The sequence below is a fragment of the Aquirufa sp. genome, from assembly GCF_964796385.1.
The window spans coordinates 124,625-140,479 of record NZ_CBAUBA010000002.1; the positions used below are offsets into that span (position 1 = coordinate 124,625).

Consider the following 15,855-nt stretch of genomic DNA (forward strand, 5'->3'; position numbering starts at 1 on the left):
CCTAATAACGTTTCAGTTGAATTAAATTCTGAGGTAAATCCCCATCATAAACCATCAAAGCAGCCCCCAGCGCACTTGCCTGTGCAACCTCTGCAGCATAAACTTCGACTTTTGGAAAGGCTCGCGCCAATAAACGCATGTACCATTCATTTTTACTAAAACCACCATCCACCAACAATTGTTTAACGGGCGCATCTTTCAACAAAAGGTTCAAACTAAAAATTTGTTGGCCTACTAAATCTACCATGAATTGATCATACGCTGAGGCCAAATCCCCAAAATCAGCTAAATCTCGCCCAGCAAAAGCACAATCATAAACGCTGGATGACCTAGCTTCTAAGGCAAAAACACGCTCAGAAAAAGTCAATTCCTTGAATGATCCACCAAAATGCATCTCCAATCGTGCTACTTGCTCCTCATGAAATTGACCGCCAAATAAACGCGACGCCTTCACGGGTTTTCCATTTGATTGTAAAAAACACAAAACATCATTCGCTAATTCATCAGCAGTCAAGGGCGATTCGTTAAAAGGGTGCATCGCAATGCACCAGGTACCCGTCGACAAAAGCACAAATTCTTCCCGCATCGAGCGCAAATAAGGAATTAATGCCGCCGATGAATCATGTAAGCCAAAGCCATACCGAATTCCATCTAATTCAATACATGCCTCCGTCGAAATTGGCGCTAAGCGATCCGCAATAAGTGACGTCCACGGATGGTATTGACCTAAATCAAAATCCCACAAGGCAGTATGACAACCAATTGACGTAATCTCGGAAACGAGTTGGCCTGTAAACAACGAAGCGAAATAATTAGGAACATGCAATACCTTAAACACTTCCGGCCAAAACGGCCGGAAAGTAGACTCATACACCTGCAAACCTGAATTCAGATTCCCTAAAATAGGTGATGCAGTCCGACGAGCAAACTCAGCCTCTCCCCCATAGTTTGCATAAGGGAATGGCGAAGAAACAGGTTTTAAATAACTATATAGAGGTGCCACGGCTTCTCCCATGCGATTCACATACACAAACGATGCACCAAAAGCAGAAAAATTCAATCCGATGATTTCATACTCGGTTAACTGGCAAAGCTCTGAAAACGTGGATACAATCCACTGCTGAATTGCAGAGAGATCATCGCACTCAAATCCGTCTTCATCTTCAATATCCGGAAGCTGAATCTGCTTCTCGAACAAGACTGTAAACGCAGTCGACCACAGGAAAACCTTTCTATTTGTCTTTCCAATGTCAAAAACTGCAATAACAGGTGTTTTCACATTCATGGTTTAAAGTCCAGTAGCAATTGTTTTCGTGCCACGTGCATGTGTCAATTGTTCGCGCATTTTTTCGTGACGAAACAAAGCAATCGGATCCAAAGCACCACCTAATTCCAAACGTGCTTGAGCAACCAAAGCCCGGACATCCGTACGGAATACGGCTTGCAAAATCTCTTGGCAACGCACGACATCATTTGCTTCACGGGCTGCTTCTAAAGCGGCACGGTCCACCAACAAAGCTTGTGCGTAGGCAATTTGGATCGCTTCCACAGATTGCAATAAGTCTTCTAAAGGATCTTTCACATTGTGTGAGGCATCAATCATCCAGCCAAGATCTTTGGCGTGATTCATCCCTTTCGCATCCATTCCGTCTACCAATTCATTGAAGATTAAAAATAACTGATATGGTTTAATAGAACCTGCAGTCAAATCATCGTCGCCGTATTTCGAATCGTTGAAGTGAAAACCACCTAATTTACCTTCCATCAATAAAATTGAAACGATTTGCTCAATGTTGGCATTCGGTAAATGATGACCTAAATCCACCAAAGTCTTCGCTTGGGGTCCTAATTTATTCACCATTGAGTACGAAGCTCCCCAATCACCCACAGTCGTCGAATAAAAGTTGGGCTCATACGCCTTGTATTCCAAATATAAAGACCAGTCGGCCGGTAAAGCCGCATAAATCTCCCGCAAACTATCTACCGTACGCGCATAGGCCTTACGGAAATTTAACTGTCCGGGAAAGCATGAGCCGTCCGACAACCAAACCGTTAAGGCTTTGGAACCAAGTTCAACTCCGTGCTTAATCACCTCAATATTGTGATCAATTGCTTGTTTCCGAGTTGCCGCAGAAACATGTTGCAAGGATCCAAACTTGTAGGAATAAGCTTGATTTGCTTGATCTTGAAAGGTATTTGAATTGACAGCATCGAAAGCTAACCCATGTTGAGAAGCTAATGTACGAATGGCCGCAGGGTCCGTCGGAATATCCCAAGGAATATGCAAAGAAATAGCTCCTGAAGATTTATTTAACGCATGCAATAAACCAACGTCAGCAATTTTCTCTTCTAAATTACGCGGTTCGCCTCCACCGGAAAAACGGCCAAAACGTGTTCCTCCTGTGCCTAATGCCCACGATGGAATCGCAATTTGAAAATCTTTTAATTTCTGTAAAATGCCAACCGGCAAATCCACTTCGGATTTCAAGAAATCCAATCGGCGCACATGCTGAGCAAGCTGCGCCTCGTTATGATTCGAAATATTCATCAGCCTCTATCGTAAAAATCCTGCGGCAACGCCCCCATCCACATTCAAGGCATTTCCGGTAGATTTATCTAATAAACCACCCACGAAAGCAAAACATGCATTAGCAATATCCTCTGGTAATATGGATTCGTTTAAAAGTGTCCGTTTCGCATAATAGGCCGGCAATTCAGCAACGGTGACACCGTAGGCTTTGGCGCGACCTTCCGCCCATCCACCAGACCAAATATTTGAATCTGCGATTACGGCATCCGGGTTAACGGTATTTACACGGATATGATCTGGTCCTAATTCAGCGGCCAATAAGCGTGTCATGTGTGCCTGAGCTGCTTTCGCACTGCCATAACCTACGTTATTCGGTCCGGCAACAAAGGCATTTTTTGAAACAATATTCACAATGTCTCCGCCTAGCCCTTGCTTACGCATCACGGCAATTGACGCTTGCGAAACGAGGTATTGCCCCTTCACTAAAATATCATATAGTTTATCCCAATCGGCCTGCGTATGCTCCAAAATTCCTTTCGAGATGGAAATACCTGCATTGTTCACGATCAAATCTACCCCACCAAAATCTAGACAAGCCTGCTTCATCGCCGCTTCAATAGAATCTTGATTAGTCACATCTGCGATTACAGTTGACACCACATCTTTACCAAATAAGGCGGCAAACTCTTCTTTTGCCTCCGCCAAACGATCAGCGTTCACATCGTTCAAAATCACACAAGCACCTTCTTGCGCCATCTTTTTGGCAATTGCTTTACCTATTCCGCCACCTGAACCGGTCACAAAAGCGACGCGACCCGATAAGGATTTAGGTTTAGGCATGCGTTGTAATTTTGCCTCTTCCAATAACCAATATTCGATATCAAAAGCCTCTTGACGTGGTAGCGAAGTATATGAAGAAATCGCCTCAGCTCCACGCATTACGTTGATAGCATTTGTATAAAACTCTGCGGCCACCCGCGCAGTTTGTTTGTCCTTTGCAAAAGTAAACATACCCACGCCAGGATATAAAATAACAACCGGATTCGGATCACGCATGGCTGGAGAATTTGCGCGTTTGCAAGAATCGTAATATGCACCATACATGGCGCGATAATCCGCAAATAAAGGCGTTAAAGCCTCGACAGAAACATCGGATCCCAACACCAATGGCGAAATTTTTGTCCGCAAAAAATGATCCGGGCAAGAAGTACCTAACGGTGCCAAACGATCTAAATCATTTGAATTTATAAATTGCAATACACGCTCATCGTCAGAAAAATGCCCTACCATTTGCACATGTGAGGAACAAAAACCACGAAGTACCGGCGCCAATTCTGCCGCTTTTTCTTTGCGTTCTGCAGGAGAAAAAGATTCACGGCGCGCACCACCAAAGACCGTTTTTGTATTAGACTCAATGTAAGCAGCACATTTTTCTATGACTTCTAAGGTATTTATATAACAATCATAGGACGTATCGCCCCACGTAAATAATCCGTGTGAACCCAACATGATGCCACGCAATTGGACACCACGAGAAGATGCTTCTTCTAAACAAGCTTTTAATTGCAAGCCTAAATCGAAACCAGGGCGTTGCCAACCTACCCAGCCGATTAATCCACCAAAAAGATCTTTTGTGATTTGCTCTCCATCTTTTGATGCCGCAATTGCAATAGCTGCATCTGGATGTAAATGATCGATATGTTTGAAAGGTAAAAAGCCGTGTAAAGGGGTATCAATTGATGGGGCTTTGGACGCTAAATCAAAAATACAATGGTTGAATAATTCAACCATCTCATCTTCATGCTCCAAACCGCGGTACACATTTGTTAGGGAACGTAAGCGATCCACATACAATGCTGCGCAGCCCGACTTCTTCAATGTCCCGATATCGCCACCAGAACCTTTAATCCACATTACCTCGGTTTCAGAACCTGTTAAGGGATCTTTACCCTGTAATTTGACCGATGTATTACCACCACCGTAATTTGTAATGCGTAAATCTGCGCCTAAGATATTCGAGCGATAGATAAATAGGTCAACTTCATTCCCCGCAAGCGCTGCTGCTTTAGCATCATCCCAGAGATAAGATACATGATTGTACATAATTGATACTTTATATTATTTCAGATAAAAATACGATATAAAAAGTGCGTAACCATCCTATCCTAGATAGGGATAGTTAAATTAATTTTTAGGTCACCATTTTTTTGAAACAAAATTTTAAAATCGCACTATTTTTTTATTCCAAAACTTGAGCTAGAGAACTTGAAATTTAAACTCTATTTCTTTTTCTTCGGCTGCGCCATATCCATATAATCGACCACCAAGCTACTTAAGGCTTTCACACCCACTTGAAAATGACCTTCATCTAAATGAAAGTCTGGCGTATGGTGACCAGCGACTTCGTCGGACTTTTTACTATCCGGTCTTGCTCCCAAAAAGAAAAAGAATCCTGGAACTTTTTGTTGGAAAAAAGAAAAATCCTCTGCTCCCGTATGCGCTGCAATAATACGCACACGATCTTTTCCATTCACTCCCTGCAAGGTTGGCAACATTTTTTCAACTAATTCTGGATTATTATAAGTTACCGGATATCCAGTTCCAATCGTTACATCCGCCTTTCCACCACCACTTTCCGCGATATTTGAGGCGATATCATTGATTCGTTGGTGTACCAATTTACGTTGCTCCACCCCAAACGTTCGAATCGTTCCAATCATATGCGAAGATTCAGGAATGATGTTTTGACGAATTCCACTATGAATAGCTCCCACCGTCACAATCGCAGGATCCTCTGTAATATTCACAGAACGGGAAACAATGGTTTGTAAGCCCATAATAATTTGAGACGAGATCACAATCGGATCAATTCCCGTCCAAGGCCTTGCGCCATGCGCTTGCTTTCCTTTAACCTTAATGTCCAATTGGTCTACCGCCGCCATCGTAGCACCTGATTTGTATTCCAAAACACCGTTATCAGATTCAGCCTCAATATGTAATCCAAAAATCACATCTACTTTCGGATTTTCCATTACGCCTTCTTTCACCATTAATTCGGCTCCCGAAAGAATCATTTCTCCTTTGTCGTCATAAACGCCTTCTTCAGCTGGCTGGAAAATAAACTTGACCGTTCCGGCTAAATTCGCTTTCTCTGAAGCTAAAATTTCTGCCACGGCCATTAAAATAGCTACATGCGAATCGTGTCCGCAAGCATGCATCACACCTGTTTTTTGGCCATTGAATTCCGCAGTGACCTTGGACTTAAAAGGTAAATCGCCACGTTCTGTAACGGGTAAGCCATCCATATCGGCACGTAATGCAACAACAGGACCAGGTTTTCCTCCTTTTAAAACACCCACCACACCCGTGCGAGCAACTTTTTCTTGGACTTCAATTCCCAAAGAACGCAAATGTGCCGCCACAATTCCTGCCGTACGTACTTCTTGATTACCCAATTCAGGGTGTTCATGAAAGTCCCGACGCCAAGCAATCACCTTGTCTTTCAAGGCGTCCGCTTTTTGCGTAATCACTGGTTTTAATGCAGATTGCGCAGATGCCAAAAAAGGCGCTGCGAGTAGGGCGATGAGGGTTAGTTTATTCATTTTATACATGTAGAGACGCTACCTCGTGTCTCATTTTTTAATAGACGCAAAGTATTGCGTCTCTACATTTTTCTTTACGCAAGGTATTGCGACTCTAATTTTTATTTATATCCCCAACCGCGCATGATAGCAATATTTTCCTTCATGCAATCCAATGGTTTTAATCCTTGGTATGACTCTTGCTCGATGATAAAATGCTTGGTTCCGCCTTCTTTGTCGCCCAACTTCACTAAAGCTTGCACATCGATTTGGCCTGATCCTTTACCTAAAATCGTTGATTCGAATTTCTCATGCCCACCTGCTGCCGGAACTTCGTCCTTTACGTGCATAGACACAAAACGGCCAGGGAATTTCTTCATCACGTCGGCAGGTACTCCGCCGCCATTAATCATATTACCTATGTCTAATTGTTGGGCCACCAATTTTGGATCCGTATTGTTTAACATGATATCATATAATAATTCTCCATCTAATTTCTCAGAGAACTCAAAATCATGGTTGTGGTAACCAAAGCGCATGCCTGATTTATTACATAATTCACCCGACTTGTTAAAGATGTCCATAAATTTCAACAAGAGATTTTTGTCCTTACGGATACCCATGTCGATCGACGGACTGATCACCAATTCTTGACCCATGACAGCTGCATCTTCAACTGTGTATTTCCATAAATCAGTGAAATCATTTTTCGCGTCATCCCAATGCGCTTTACCCATCACCGTGTGACCAGATGGCATTTTCATGCCTAAATCGTCGAGGCGCTTTTTGAATTCTTTGGCTTCCCAACCGTAAAACTTACGGTTGATGTAATTCGCATGCTCTACATATTTGTAGCCCATTTCTGCCAAAGCGTTTAAGGTACCTTGTGGATCCTTACGCATATCTTCGCGAATGGAATACAATTGAATACCCACTAATTTCTTGTATTTTACTGCGGCTAAACTTTGCAAAACAGGTGAAGCAAAGGCCATCGCGCCTAGCCCAAAGGCTGAATTGCGCAAAAACGAACGTCTAGATGTAGTCATATTATCATAGGTTTAATTAGGACTCCAAGCTACTCAATCTATTTCTATTTTACAAAATTCACGTAACTTCGAAGCATGATGCAACCACTCGCAGAGCGCATGCGCCCCACTACATTGGATGACTACATTGGTCAAGAAAAGGTCATTGGGGCACAAGCACCTTTACGAAAAGCCATCGAGGCTGGCCACCTTCCCTCTTGCATTCTGTGGGGTCCTCCCGGAGTAGGGAAAACCACCCTGGCAACCTTACTAGCCAGCGCCCTAAAACGCACCATTTACACCCTTTCGGCCGTTTCATCCGGTGTCAAGGATGTGCGCGAAACATTGGAGTTAGCGAAAAAGAACCGCATGTTTGAGGCGCAATCGCCGATTCTTTTTATCGATGAGATTCACCGTTTTTCGAAGTCCCAACAAGATTCTTTGTTGAACGCTGTCGAAAAAGGTATCGTCACCTTAGTAGGCGCAACCACAGAAAACCCGTCATTTGAGGTCATTTCAGCCCTTTTGTCTCGTTGTCAAGTGTATGTTTTGGAGGTACTGAACGCGACGCATTTACGCCAACTCATCGATAAGGCAATTAGTACGGATAAATTGTTTGCCAACAAATCCATCAAATTAACGGAGACTGATGCTTTATTTCATTTTTCAGGTGGTGATGGGCGAAAATTGCTCAACTTATTTGAGCTGTTAATTACGACAGAAGGAGGAAATTCGCTCGACATCACGAATACACTCGTAACCGAACGCCTTCAAAAAAACCTCGCGCAATACGACAAAGACGGCGAACAACATTACGATATCATTTCCGCTTTCATTAAATCAATTCGAGGATCAGATCCGGATGCTTCCGTATACTGGTTGGCACGCATGCTCGCAGGCGGCGAATCCCTCGAGTTTATCGGTCGGCGCTTATTAATCCTAGCCTCCGAAGATATTGGCCTAGCCAATCCCAATGCATTATTGTTAGCTCAATCTTGCTTCGATTCCATCCGAGTGATTGGCAATCCCGAATCCCGCATCATTCTTTCGCAAACGGTGATTTATTTGGCCACATCACCTAAAAGTAATTCGGCCTACAATGCCATTAACAAAGCGATGGCCTATGTAGAACAAACGGGAGATTTACCCGTTCCGTTGCACCTTCGCAATGCGCCCACGCGCAAGATGAAAGATTTGAATTATGGCGCGGATTATAAATATCCGCATGATTTTCCGGGACATTGGGTGGAGCAAAATTACTTCCCAGAGGTTCCTTCGCGACCCGTGTTTTACAATCCGTCCGAACAGGACAAAATTAATCGTGGCACTCCATCAAAATAAGCGCCCCGCTTTCGTAAGAAATTTTCACGATTCCATCTTCGCGAGCTTCATTACTAGAACTCGTTTGACTACCAAGGCTTAACACAGGATGATCTAAATCATACACCAGACCCGTAGATTTTACTTGGTGAGCTTCCCCATACGGTATCAGGGAAATTGGCGTTTTTGCAGGATACCATTTCTCGAATGTGGGTGGTAATAAATAGGATGTTGAATAATCATCAAAGAACACAATTTTCAACTGCCGACCATACCGTACCATGGAATGAAAATTATTTAGCGTATGATCCATACGTTTTCCGGACGCCCAAACTACATTAACTGCCGGATAACCTTCCTCTAATAAATATTCAAAAGCCTTCTCTAAATCAGTCAAATTCTGATCAGGTGTATGTATTTTTTTCAACGGATAATGACTGAAATCTTCAGTGTTCGCATGGTCAAAATCGCCCAACCACACATCCACTTTGATACCCAACGAAATCACACGTTCCAATGCGCCATCTAGCACAATGACTGTGGGAGACCATTCAAGTAATTGATCCAACATATCCATCGAACACGCCTCCCCATTCGCAATGATTAGCGCAGGTTCTTGTTTATCGCGAATGATGTGATGTGATGACATATCAGACGTTGAAATCGGACTTACCACCCGACTTGGATATCAATTTAGTTTCTTTAATGACAATGCCTTTGGATACGGATTTGCACATATCGTATACCGTTAAAGCTGCCACAGAGGCGCCTACGAGTGCTTCCATTTCGACGCCGGTTTTGGCTTCAAGCCGACAAATACAAGTGATCAGAATTTGGTCAGCCTGTACTTCCGTTTCGAATTTACACGAATCCAATCCGAGCGGATGACATAATGGAATTAAATCAGATGTCTTTTTTGCCGCCATGGTACCAGCGATTATGGCTGTTTGAAGGATGCTGCCTTTTTTATTTTGCCAACCGGCCGCTTCGAAATGTTGAACAATTTCCGCACCTAAATACACGATGGATTGTGCTTTCGCTTCACGAACAGATTCGTTTTTTGCACTAACATCCACCATTCCTGGGGTGCCATCAGCTTGTAAGTGAGAAAAATCGTTTGACATATACATTTCAAATTTAGCTTACGAAAATACGGGAGATTTGGCAATTTTTAGCGAAATTTATCAAATACGTAAACCAACAAACATGATTAGCCCTATTGAAGCGATTGCCCTTTTAAAAAACATCACCATCCCATTCCGGACTGAAAAACTACCCTTAGCAAAAACATTAGGCATGAATCTGGCTGAAAAAATTGTGGCAGATCGTGATTTTCCACCCTTTGACCGGGCGATGATGGACGGAATAGCCGTCAAAGATATCACGGCACCTACTTGGAAAATCGAGGGCATTTTATTTGCAGGCGAGCCTGTAAAAGCGATCAAAAAAATGGATGGTTCCCTGCAAATTATGACGGGCGCAACTGCTCCTAAAGGCACGGAAGCCATCATTAAAATAGAAGATCTTAGCATCGAGAAAAAAATAGCCACCTACATTGGCAAAACTCCTTTAACGAAAGGACAATTTATTCATACGCAAGGTATGGATGCGCTAGAAGGATCCATTGTAGTCAAAAAACGAACTAAAATTGGACCGATTGAAATTGCCATCGCCGCTTCTGTAGGAAAGGCACACATCGAAGTAGAGTCAAAACCCCACGTACATATTTTCTCTACAGGAGATGAAATCGTAGGTCTCCATGAAACACCTGCCGCGCACCAAATTCGTAGCTCGAATGTCATGATGATGAAGTCTGTTTTATTATCCAAAGGCTTCAAAGCAAATTCTAGCCATTTACCCGATTCGGTTGAAAAAATTAAGGCCAACCTGGAAAAAGCATTAGAATCTAATGATATCATTTTGCTATCAGGGGGTGTATCTGCAGGCAAAAAAGACTTTATTCCGGCCGCATTAACAGAGGTCGGCTTCGAAACAATCATTCATAAAATTGCCCAAAAACCAGGCAAACCAATGTTGGTGGCCACCCGTCCAGACGGTAAAGTAATCTTTGCATTTCCAGGCAATCCAATCTCTACATTGACTTGTTTTTGGGTTTATTTCCTGCCTTGGGTATCGGGCGATTTTCCGACCTACGCTGAAAAAGAAATCAAATTCTTACCAAAACCTTTGGCAGATTTAGATCATTGGATCCCTGTTGAAAATGGAGAAACATTGGCTCACAATGGTTCGGGAGATTTAATTGGTTGGTCAAAAGCAGACGGATTAGTTTGGCAAAAAGCAGGTCAAAAAGACACCCAATTGCCCTATATTTCACTAAAATAATCGTGTATGGAACTGAAGCTTCATCAATTCGATTTACCGCTCAAGCATACATTTACCATCACGCATGAATCGCGTGATGTACAACCCACGCTCATCGTAGAGTTGAGTTGGCATGGCAAAAGCGGTTTCGGCGAAGCAACAGAAACACCCTATTACGGTGTCACCATGGAGAAAATGGTAGCGCAAGTGGAAAGTATCCGACACCTGTTACCGCATGATATCCTCCCGCATCCAAGCGATTTTTGGAAGATGTTATCCAAAACCTTATTGGACGACCACCCCTTTGCATTATGTGCTTTAGACGTTGCTTATTGGGATTTATGGGGCAAAACACATAATAAACCACTCTACGAAATATGGGGATTGGATATCTCAAAAAATCCCATCACAGACTACACGATTGGTATAGATAGCGTCGAAAAAATGATTGACAAAATGCGTGAAATGCCATTTCCTTTGTATAAAATTAAATTGGGCACCGATGATGATTTAGAGATAGTCGAAGCCTTGCGAAAAGAAACAGATGCTGTTTTTCGCGTAGATGCGAACACCGCTTGGACGCCTGAGCAAACCATTTATTTTGCGCCAGAGTTGCAGAAATTAGGTGTTGAATTTATTGAACAACCGTTGAAAGCCGACAATTTGGAGGGAATGAAAAAGGTTTACAAGGAATCTGTTTTGCCCATCATTGCAGATGAGTCATGTATTTTGGAGGAAGATGTAGCCAAATGTGCCGGATTTTTCCATGGGGTAAATATCAAACTCATGAAATGCGGTGGGCTAACCCCAGCATTGCGTATGATCAAAGAAGCCAAAAGCCTCGGACTTAAGGTAATGGTAGGTTGCATGACTGAATCAACAATTGGTTGCTCCGCCATTGCGCATTTATTGCCCTTATTGGACTATGTTGACATGGACGGATGTTTGTTAGTTGACGATCAAATCTCTCGCGGCATCACCATTGATTTCGGAACTGTTAGCTACGCCAAAGCTGCCGGAACGGGGGCCGAATTAATTCGAAAGTAATGTCCTACCAAGTCCACGATAATCACATCCCCGAGCGCCTCGTTTCTTTCGAGGGGAAAAAGTACCGTTGGCTTGGAGGCACAAACTACCTCAACATAGGCACTCATCCCCTATTTCAAGAAAAATTACAGGAGGGGATTCGAATTTTCAGTCAAAATTGGGGCAGCTCCCGACTGAATAATTACCGCATGGATGTGTGGGAAAATTTAGAAGACGTGTTAGCCAAGCGCTTTCAGGTTGAGGCCGCTGCGTTGTGTAGCTCAGGGTTATTGGCCGGTCAAACAGCTATGCAATTTATTGCGCAAAAATACCCGGAGGCCAAGATATCTTTGGCTCCAAAGACGCATCCGGCTTTGTGGCGCCATCCTCACTTACCAGCTCCAGGAGAATTTTCAACTTGGGAAAAAGACGCACAAATACTGTGTATGGATGGCATAGGATCACCGTGGGTGGAAGAATTTCTGACGGGATTTGAACAACAGTTGTCTCCAAATCAAACATTGATCGTTGACGAATCGCATCGGTTAGGAATTGTTTCAACACAGATAGAATCGTCGGCAAATGTAATTCAAACAAGTTCATTATCGAAGGCTTTTGGCATTCCAGCAGGAATCATTTTAGGTAAAAAAGCAGCTATTGATTCAATTAAAATCAATCCATTCTGGGTCGGAGGTTCTCCCGCAAACCCGGCTTATGTTTATGCCTGTTTACATGCCCAAGAAGCGTATGATGAGCGAGTTATCTTATCGTCTGAACTAGCGAAAGCTTTTACTAATAATGCTTCACATGTACAATTTGTAAAGAATTATCCGGCATTCAGTTCAGAAGATCCAGCACTTTTTGATCATTTAAAATCCCTCGGGTTTTTATGTAATCAATTTGCTTATCCTAACCCGGATGCATCGCCACTATGTAGAGCTATATTGCCTTCATGTTTGAATTTACAGGATATTGAAGACTTAACCCATGCCCTCAGCACCTATGAAAACGCTTAAAGGACTTCTTTTACTAATACTACTTTCAAATACTTGTATCCAGGCACAAGACCGGGTTATTGAACAGTTATTGAAGGCAAATCCAAGCTATTTCAAACAGTTGACAGATAATCCTTCTAAATACCGGTTACAGATTTTATACACACAAATTGACCGAGATGCCTCCAATCAAGCAACATTTACGACGCATGAGTATCGGGTAGACGCCAATGAATATTTTTACCCGGCGAGTACGGTAAAATTGGCCGCGAGTGTATTGGCTTTGGAAAAAATCAATCAACTGAAGATTGATAAAAATACGACCTTTCAAACTTTGAAAAATCGGCCTACACAGTTAGAAGTTTTACGCGACACGAGTGCGGCGAATGGGTTGCCGAGCATTGCGCATTATATCAAAAAGATATTATTGGTTTCCGATAACGAAGCATACAATCGATTGTATGAATTTTTGGGACAAAAGAATTTCAATAAAAAAATGGCTGATAAAGGCTTTGAGGGCGTTCGCTTCACACATCGTTTACAGACATCTATTCCCTTACTTGAAAATCAATACACGAATCCGGTGCAATTTGTGAATGAAAAAGGCGAAGTTGTTTGGCGACAAAAAGAACAATTTAACAAGAAGCAAATTCAATCTCCGAATCCACTTCAAACGATTTTAGGGAAGGGCGTTATGAATGACTCTGGCCGTATCAGCATGAATCCGGTCGCGTTTGGATTCAAAAATGCCTATCCTTTGCAGGCCCAACATGATTTCTTGAAACGATTGATGTTTCCTTCGGCTTACGATGCAAAAGAACGATTCAATTTAACGGAAGAAGATTATCGCTTCCTCTATCGATATATGTCGGCATACCCCACAGAGTCCAAAAAGCCATCATATTCAGCCGACAGCACCATCGGACCGGCCTATTGCAAGTTTATTTTATATGGTGGGGATAAAAATGCGCAGCTTAATTCGGATGTGCGTATTTTCAATAAAGTGGGTGATGCTTATGGATTCTTATTGGACAATGCCTACTTCGTTGATTTCAAGAATAAGGTTGAATTCATGGTCACTGCCACGATCTATTGCAATGAAGATGAAATATTCAACGATGACAAATACGAATATGATTCGGTCGGATTTCCGTTCTTTAAACACCTGGGAGAGGTGATTTACCAACATGAGTTAAGTAGGCCTAAAGCAAATCTCCCGAATCTAGACCAGCTAAAATTTACGTATTCAGATTAAATCAAGTTTGCTGATTAGCCTTTTTATACGAATAAGCTAACACGAGGACGCCAAAAAGCACGGATGGAATGGAAAGAATTTGGCCCATATTTAACGTCAAATTATTTTCAAATGAGCTTTGATTTTCTTTCAGGAACTCGTAAAAAAACCGAAGCGTAAAGAGTACAATCATGAAATAACCTGTCATCAGACCCTCTTGTGTTGCTTGTTTCTTTTTCGACCAAAACCACATCAAAACGAAAAAAATCACCAGGCACGAAAGCGCCTCATATAGTTGGGATGGATGGCGCGCCAAAACGAGATTGGGGTCGCCGAAGGGATTAAACTCAGTATCTTTTAAAAATTTAAATCCCCAAGGAAGTTCGGTGGGCTTACCAATAATCTCCGAATTCATCAGATTTCCCATCCGAATACAGAATCCAGCGAAAGCGACGGCTGGCACCATGCGATCTGTGATGTATAAGTAAGACATCCCTTTATGCTTGCGAGCATATAGATAAAAGGCGGTAAATAAACCAATTCCTGCGCCGTGCGATGCTAAACCTGAAAATGGGGGCGTGATCATTTGCAAAAAAAAGCGAACGGGATCAGCTTGTAGCAATTGAAATTCATAGAAAAAATAGTGCCCTGCGCGAGCGCCTATGATAGTGGCAACCATCGTGTACATCAGCAATTGATCTGCTTGTTCAGTGGATTTCCCCTCCTGCCTAAACATGTAGCTAACAATTTGAAATCCGGCTAAAAAGGCGGATGCAAAAAACAATCCATACCAGCGTACGGGAAAACCAAATAAATCAATTATGGTAGGATCGGGACTCCAAGAAATAGATGCAAACAACATGAACGTTTGGTTTAGACGCTCAAAATTAACGGAAAATTTAGGATTTAGCGCGCTACTTTTTTAACGACTACCTGAATTGTCTTTTTTATAACTTTGGCTGGATATAAGCGAGTAGGCAAACCTAGAGCCATCACTGACTCCGATGATATTAATAAAACGATAATTAGAAGTACTAATTTGACTTTCATTGATTTATAAATTTTCGGTTCGCAAAACTAATAAAGTTTATAGTACTTTGCAATACAAGGTACTGGATGATTTAAAATATTTTTAAAACGGTAAACTAGATGCGCATAGTTGCCGATTGGTTGCATGCTTGTTCCTTGCGAAAAATCTTGCGGATGTGCGGCTTTTACACTTAATTTGAAGCTTATGCAAGAAATTGAGCCATCCTACCAGTGGGAATCCCTGTACAATGCGGCAAATGATAAAAAATCGCCATTTTATGGGCGTTCCTATTCACAAACGGAATATGAACACGCTATTTATGGTTATTACATCCATCCGCTCTGGGATGAAATAGATTCTGAAACACTTTTTTGTAAAATTTTGTATACGGACTACGACAAACAATTCAGCATCATCGAGTTATTTGGGGAATGGAACGATACGTTACATAATGACATTATGTCGTTCAAACGTCAGGTCATTGATCATTTGCTTTCAGCTGGTATCAAACATTTTATTTTACTTGGCGAAAATGTATTCAACTTTCATGGAAGTTTTGAAGACGATTATTATGCCGAATGGTTTGAAGAAGTAGCGGATGGGTGGATTGCGGCGTTACAATTTGCCCCATTTGTAGAGGCGGAATGGACAAAATACCACATGGATTATTACATTAATTTTGGTGGAAATTTAAATGTACCCCAATGGCGAACACTTAAGCCAGAAGTGCTGTTTGCAGGGATTCAGCATATTTTGGCACGCCGATTAAACTAAAAAAAGTGAATCAGGATA

At 42.2% G+C, this 15,855-nt stretch carries 14 protein-coding genes; 6 read left to right on the forward strand and 8 right to left on the reverse strand.

Annotated features, from left to right (window positions below; all coding sequences use genetic code 11):
* Window position 1: 1 nt before the first annotated feature.
* From AC1W6K_RS01535 to AC1W6K_RS01555, 5 genes are all read right to left on the reverse strand, one after another.
* Entirely contained in the window at window positions 2-1,285 is a 1,284-nt protein-coding gene (locus AC1W6K_RS01535; protein WP_481946182.1) for a carbohydrate kinase, read from the reverse strand.
* Window positions 1,286-1,288: 3 nt separating this feature from the next.
* On the reverse strand, window positions 1,289-2,548 hold the full coding sequence (locus AC1W6K_RS01540; RefSeq protein WP_481946183.1) for a sugar isomerase: 1,260 nt from the start codon (window positions 2,546-2,548) through the stop codon (window positions 1,289-1,291).
* Between the two features lie 6 nt (window positions 2,549-2,554).
* Window positions 2,555-4,633 (reverse strand): bifunctional aldolase/short-chain dehydrogenase, encoded by a 2,079-nt coding sequence (locus AC1W6K_RS01545; RefSeq protein ID WP_481946184.1) that lies wholly within the window; start codon window positions 4,631-4,633, stop codon window positions 2,555-2,557.
* A gap of 176 nt (window positions 4,634-4,809) precedes the next feature.
* Complete coding sequence (locus AC1W6K_RS01550; RefSeq protein WP_481946185.1) at window positions 4,810-6,132, reverse strand: amidohydrolase; 1,323 nt, start codon at window positions 6,130-6,132, stop codon at window positions 4,810-4,812.
* Window positions 6,133-6,233: 101 nt separating this feature from the next.
* Entirely contained in the window at window positions 6,234-7,157 is a 924-nt protein-coding gene (locus AC1W6K_RS01555; protein WP_481946186.1) for a sugar phosphate isomerase/epimerase family protein, read from the reverse strand.
* Window positions 7,158-7,232: 75 nt separating this feature from the next.
* On the opposite strand from AC1W6K_RS01555, the gene AC1W6K_RS01560 reads away from it, so the two are divergent.
* Window positions 7,233-8,477 carry a replication-associated recombination protein A gene (locus tag AC1W6K_RS01560; protein ID WP_481946187.1) on the forward strand — a complete coding sequence of 415 codons (1,245 nt, stop codon included), beginning with the start codon at window positions 7,233-7,235 and terminating at the stop codon, window positions 8,475-8,477.
* On the opposite strand, the gene AC1W6K_RS01565 is transcribed toward AC1W6K_RS01560, so the two are convergent.
* Window positions 8,452-9,105, reverse strand: a complete 654-nt coding sequence (locus AC1W6K_RS01565; RefSeq protein WP_481946188.1) for a thiamine diphosphokinase — start codon at window positions 9,103-9,105, stop codon at window positions 8,452-8,454. The genes AC1W6K_RS01560 and AC1W6K_RS01565 overlap by 26 nt on opposite strands.
* Before the next feature lies 1 nt (window position 9,106).
* Window positions 9,107-9,580 (reverse strand): cyclic pyranopterin monophosphate synthase MoaC, encoded by a 474-nt coding sequence (moaC, locus tag AC1W6K_RS01570; protein WP_481946189.1) that lies wholly within the window; start codon window positions 9,578-9,580, stop codon window positions 9,107-9,109.
* A gap of 82 nt (window positions 9,581-9,662) precedes the next feature.
* On the opposite strand from moaC, the gene AC1W6K_RS01575 reads away from it, so the two are divergent.
* From AC1W6K_RS01575 to AC1W6K_RS01590, 4 genes are read left to right on the forward strand one after another with little or no spacing between them, the layout of a single operon-like run.
* The gene (locus AC1W6K_RS01575; RefSeq protein ID WP_481719161.1) at window positions 9,663-10,799 is read left to right on the forward strand and encodes a molybdopterin molybdotransferase MoeA; all 1,137 of its coding nucleotides are present in this window, start codon (window positions 9,663-9,665) and stop codon (window positions 10,797-10,799) included.
* A 6-nt stretch (window positions 10,800-10,805) separates the two neighbouring features.
* On the forward strand, window positions 10,806-11,825 hold the full coding sequence (locus AC1W6K_RS01580) for a dipeptide epimerase (protein WP_481946190.1): 1,020 nt from the start codon (window positions 10,806-10,808) through the stop codon (window positions 11,823-11,825).
* Entirely contained in the window at window positions 11,825-12,820 is a 996-nt protein-coding gene (locus AC1W6K_RS01585; RefSeq protein ID WP_481946191.1) for an aminotransferase class I/II-fold pyridoxal phosphate-dependent enzyme, read from the forward strand. Before AC1W6K_RS01580 ends, AC1W6K_RS01585 begins: the two co-directional genes overlap by 1 nt.
* A complete protein-coding gene (locus tag AC1W6K_RS01590; protein ID WP_481946192.1) occupies window positions 12,807-14,054 on the forward strand; it encodes a serine hydrolase in 1,248 nt (415 codons plus the stop codon). Before AC1W6K_RS01585 ends, AC1W6K_RS01590 begins: the two co-directional genes overlap by 14 nt.
* A 1-nt stretch (window position 14,055) precedes the next feature.
* Here the strand turns inward: AC1W6K_RS01590 and lgt are convergent, their stop codons facing one another.
* Window positions 14,056-14,895 carry a prolipoprotein diacylglyceryl transferase gene (lgt, locus tag AC1W6K_RS01595; protein ID WP_395785037.1) on the reverse strand — a complete coding sequence of 280 codons (840 nt, stop codon included), beginning with the start codon at window positions 14,893-14,895 and terminating at the stop codon, window positions 14,056-14,058.
* 372 nt (window positions 14,896-15,267) lie between these two features.
* On the opposite strand from lgt, the gene AC1W6K_RS01600 reads away from it, so the two are divergent.
* Window positions 15,268-15,837: a hypothetical protein gene (locus tag AC1W6K_RS01600; protein WP_481719157.1), complete on the forward strand. Its 570-nt coding sequence runs from the start codon at window positions 15,268-15,270 to the stop codon at window positions 15,835-15,837.
* Window positions 15,838-15,855 lie beyond the last annotated feature (18 nt).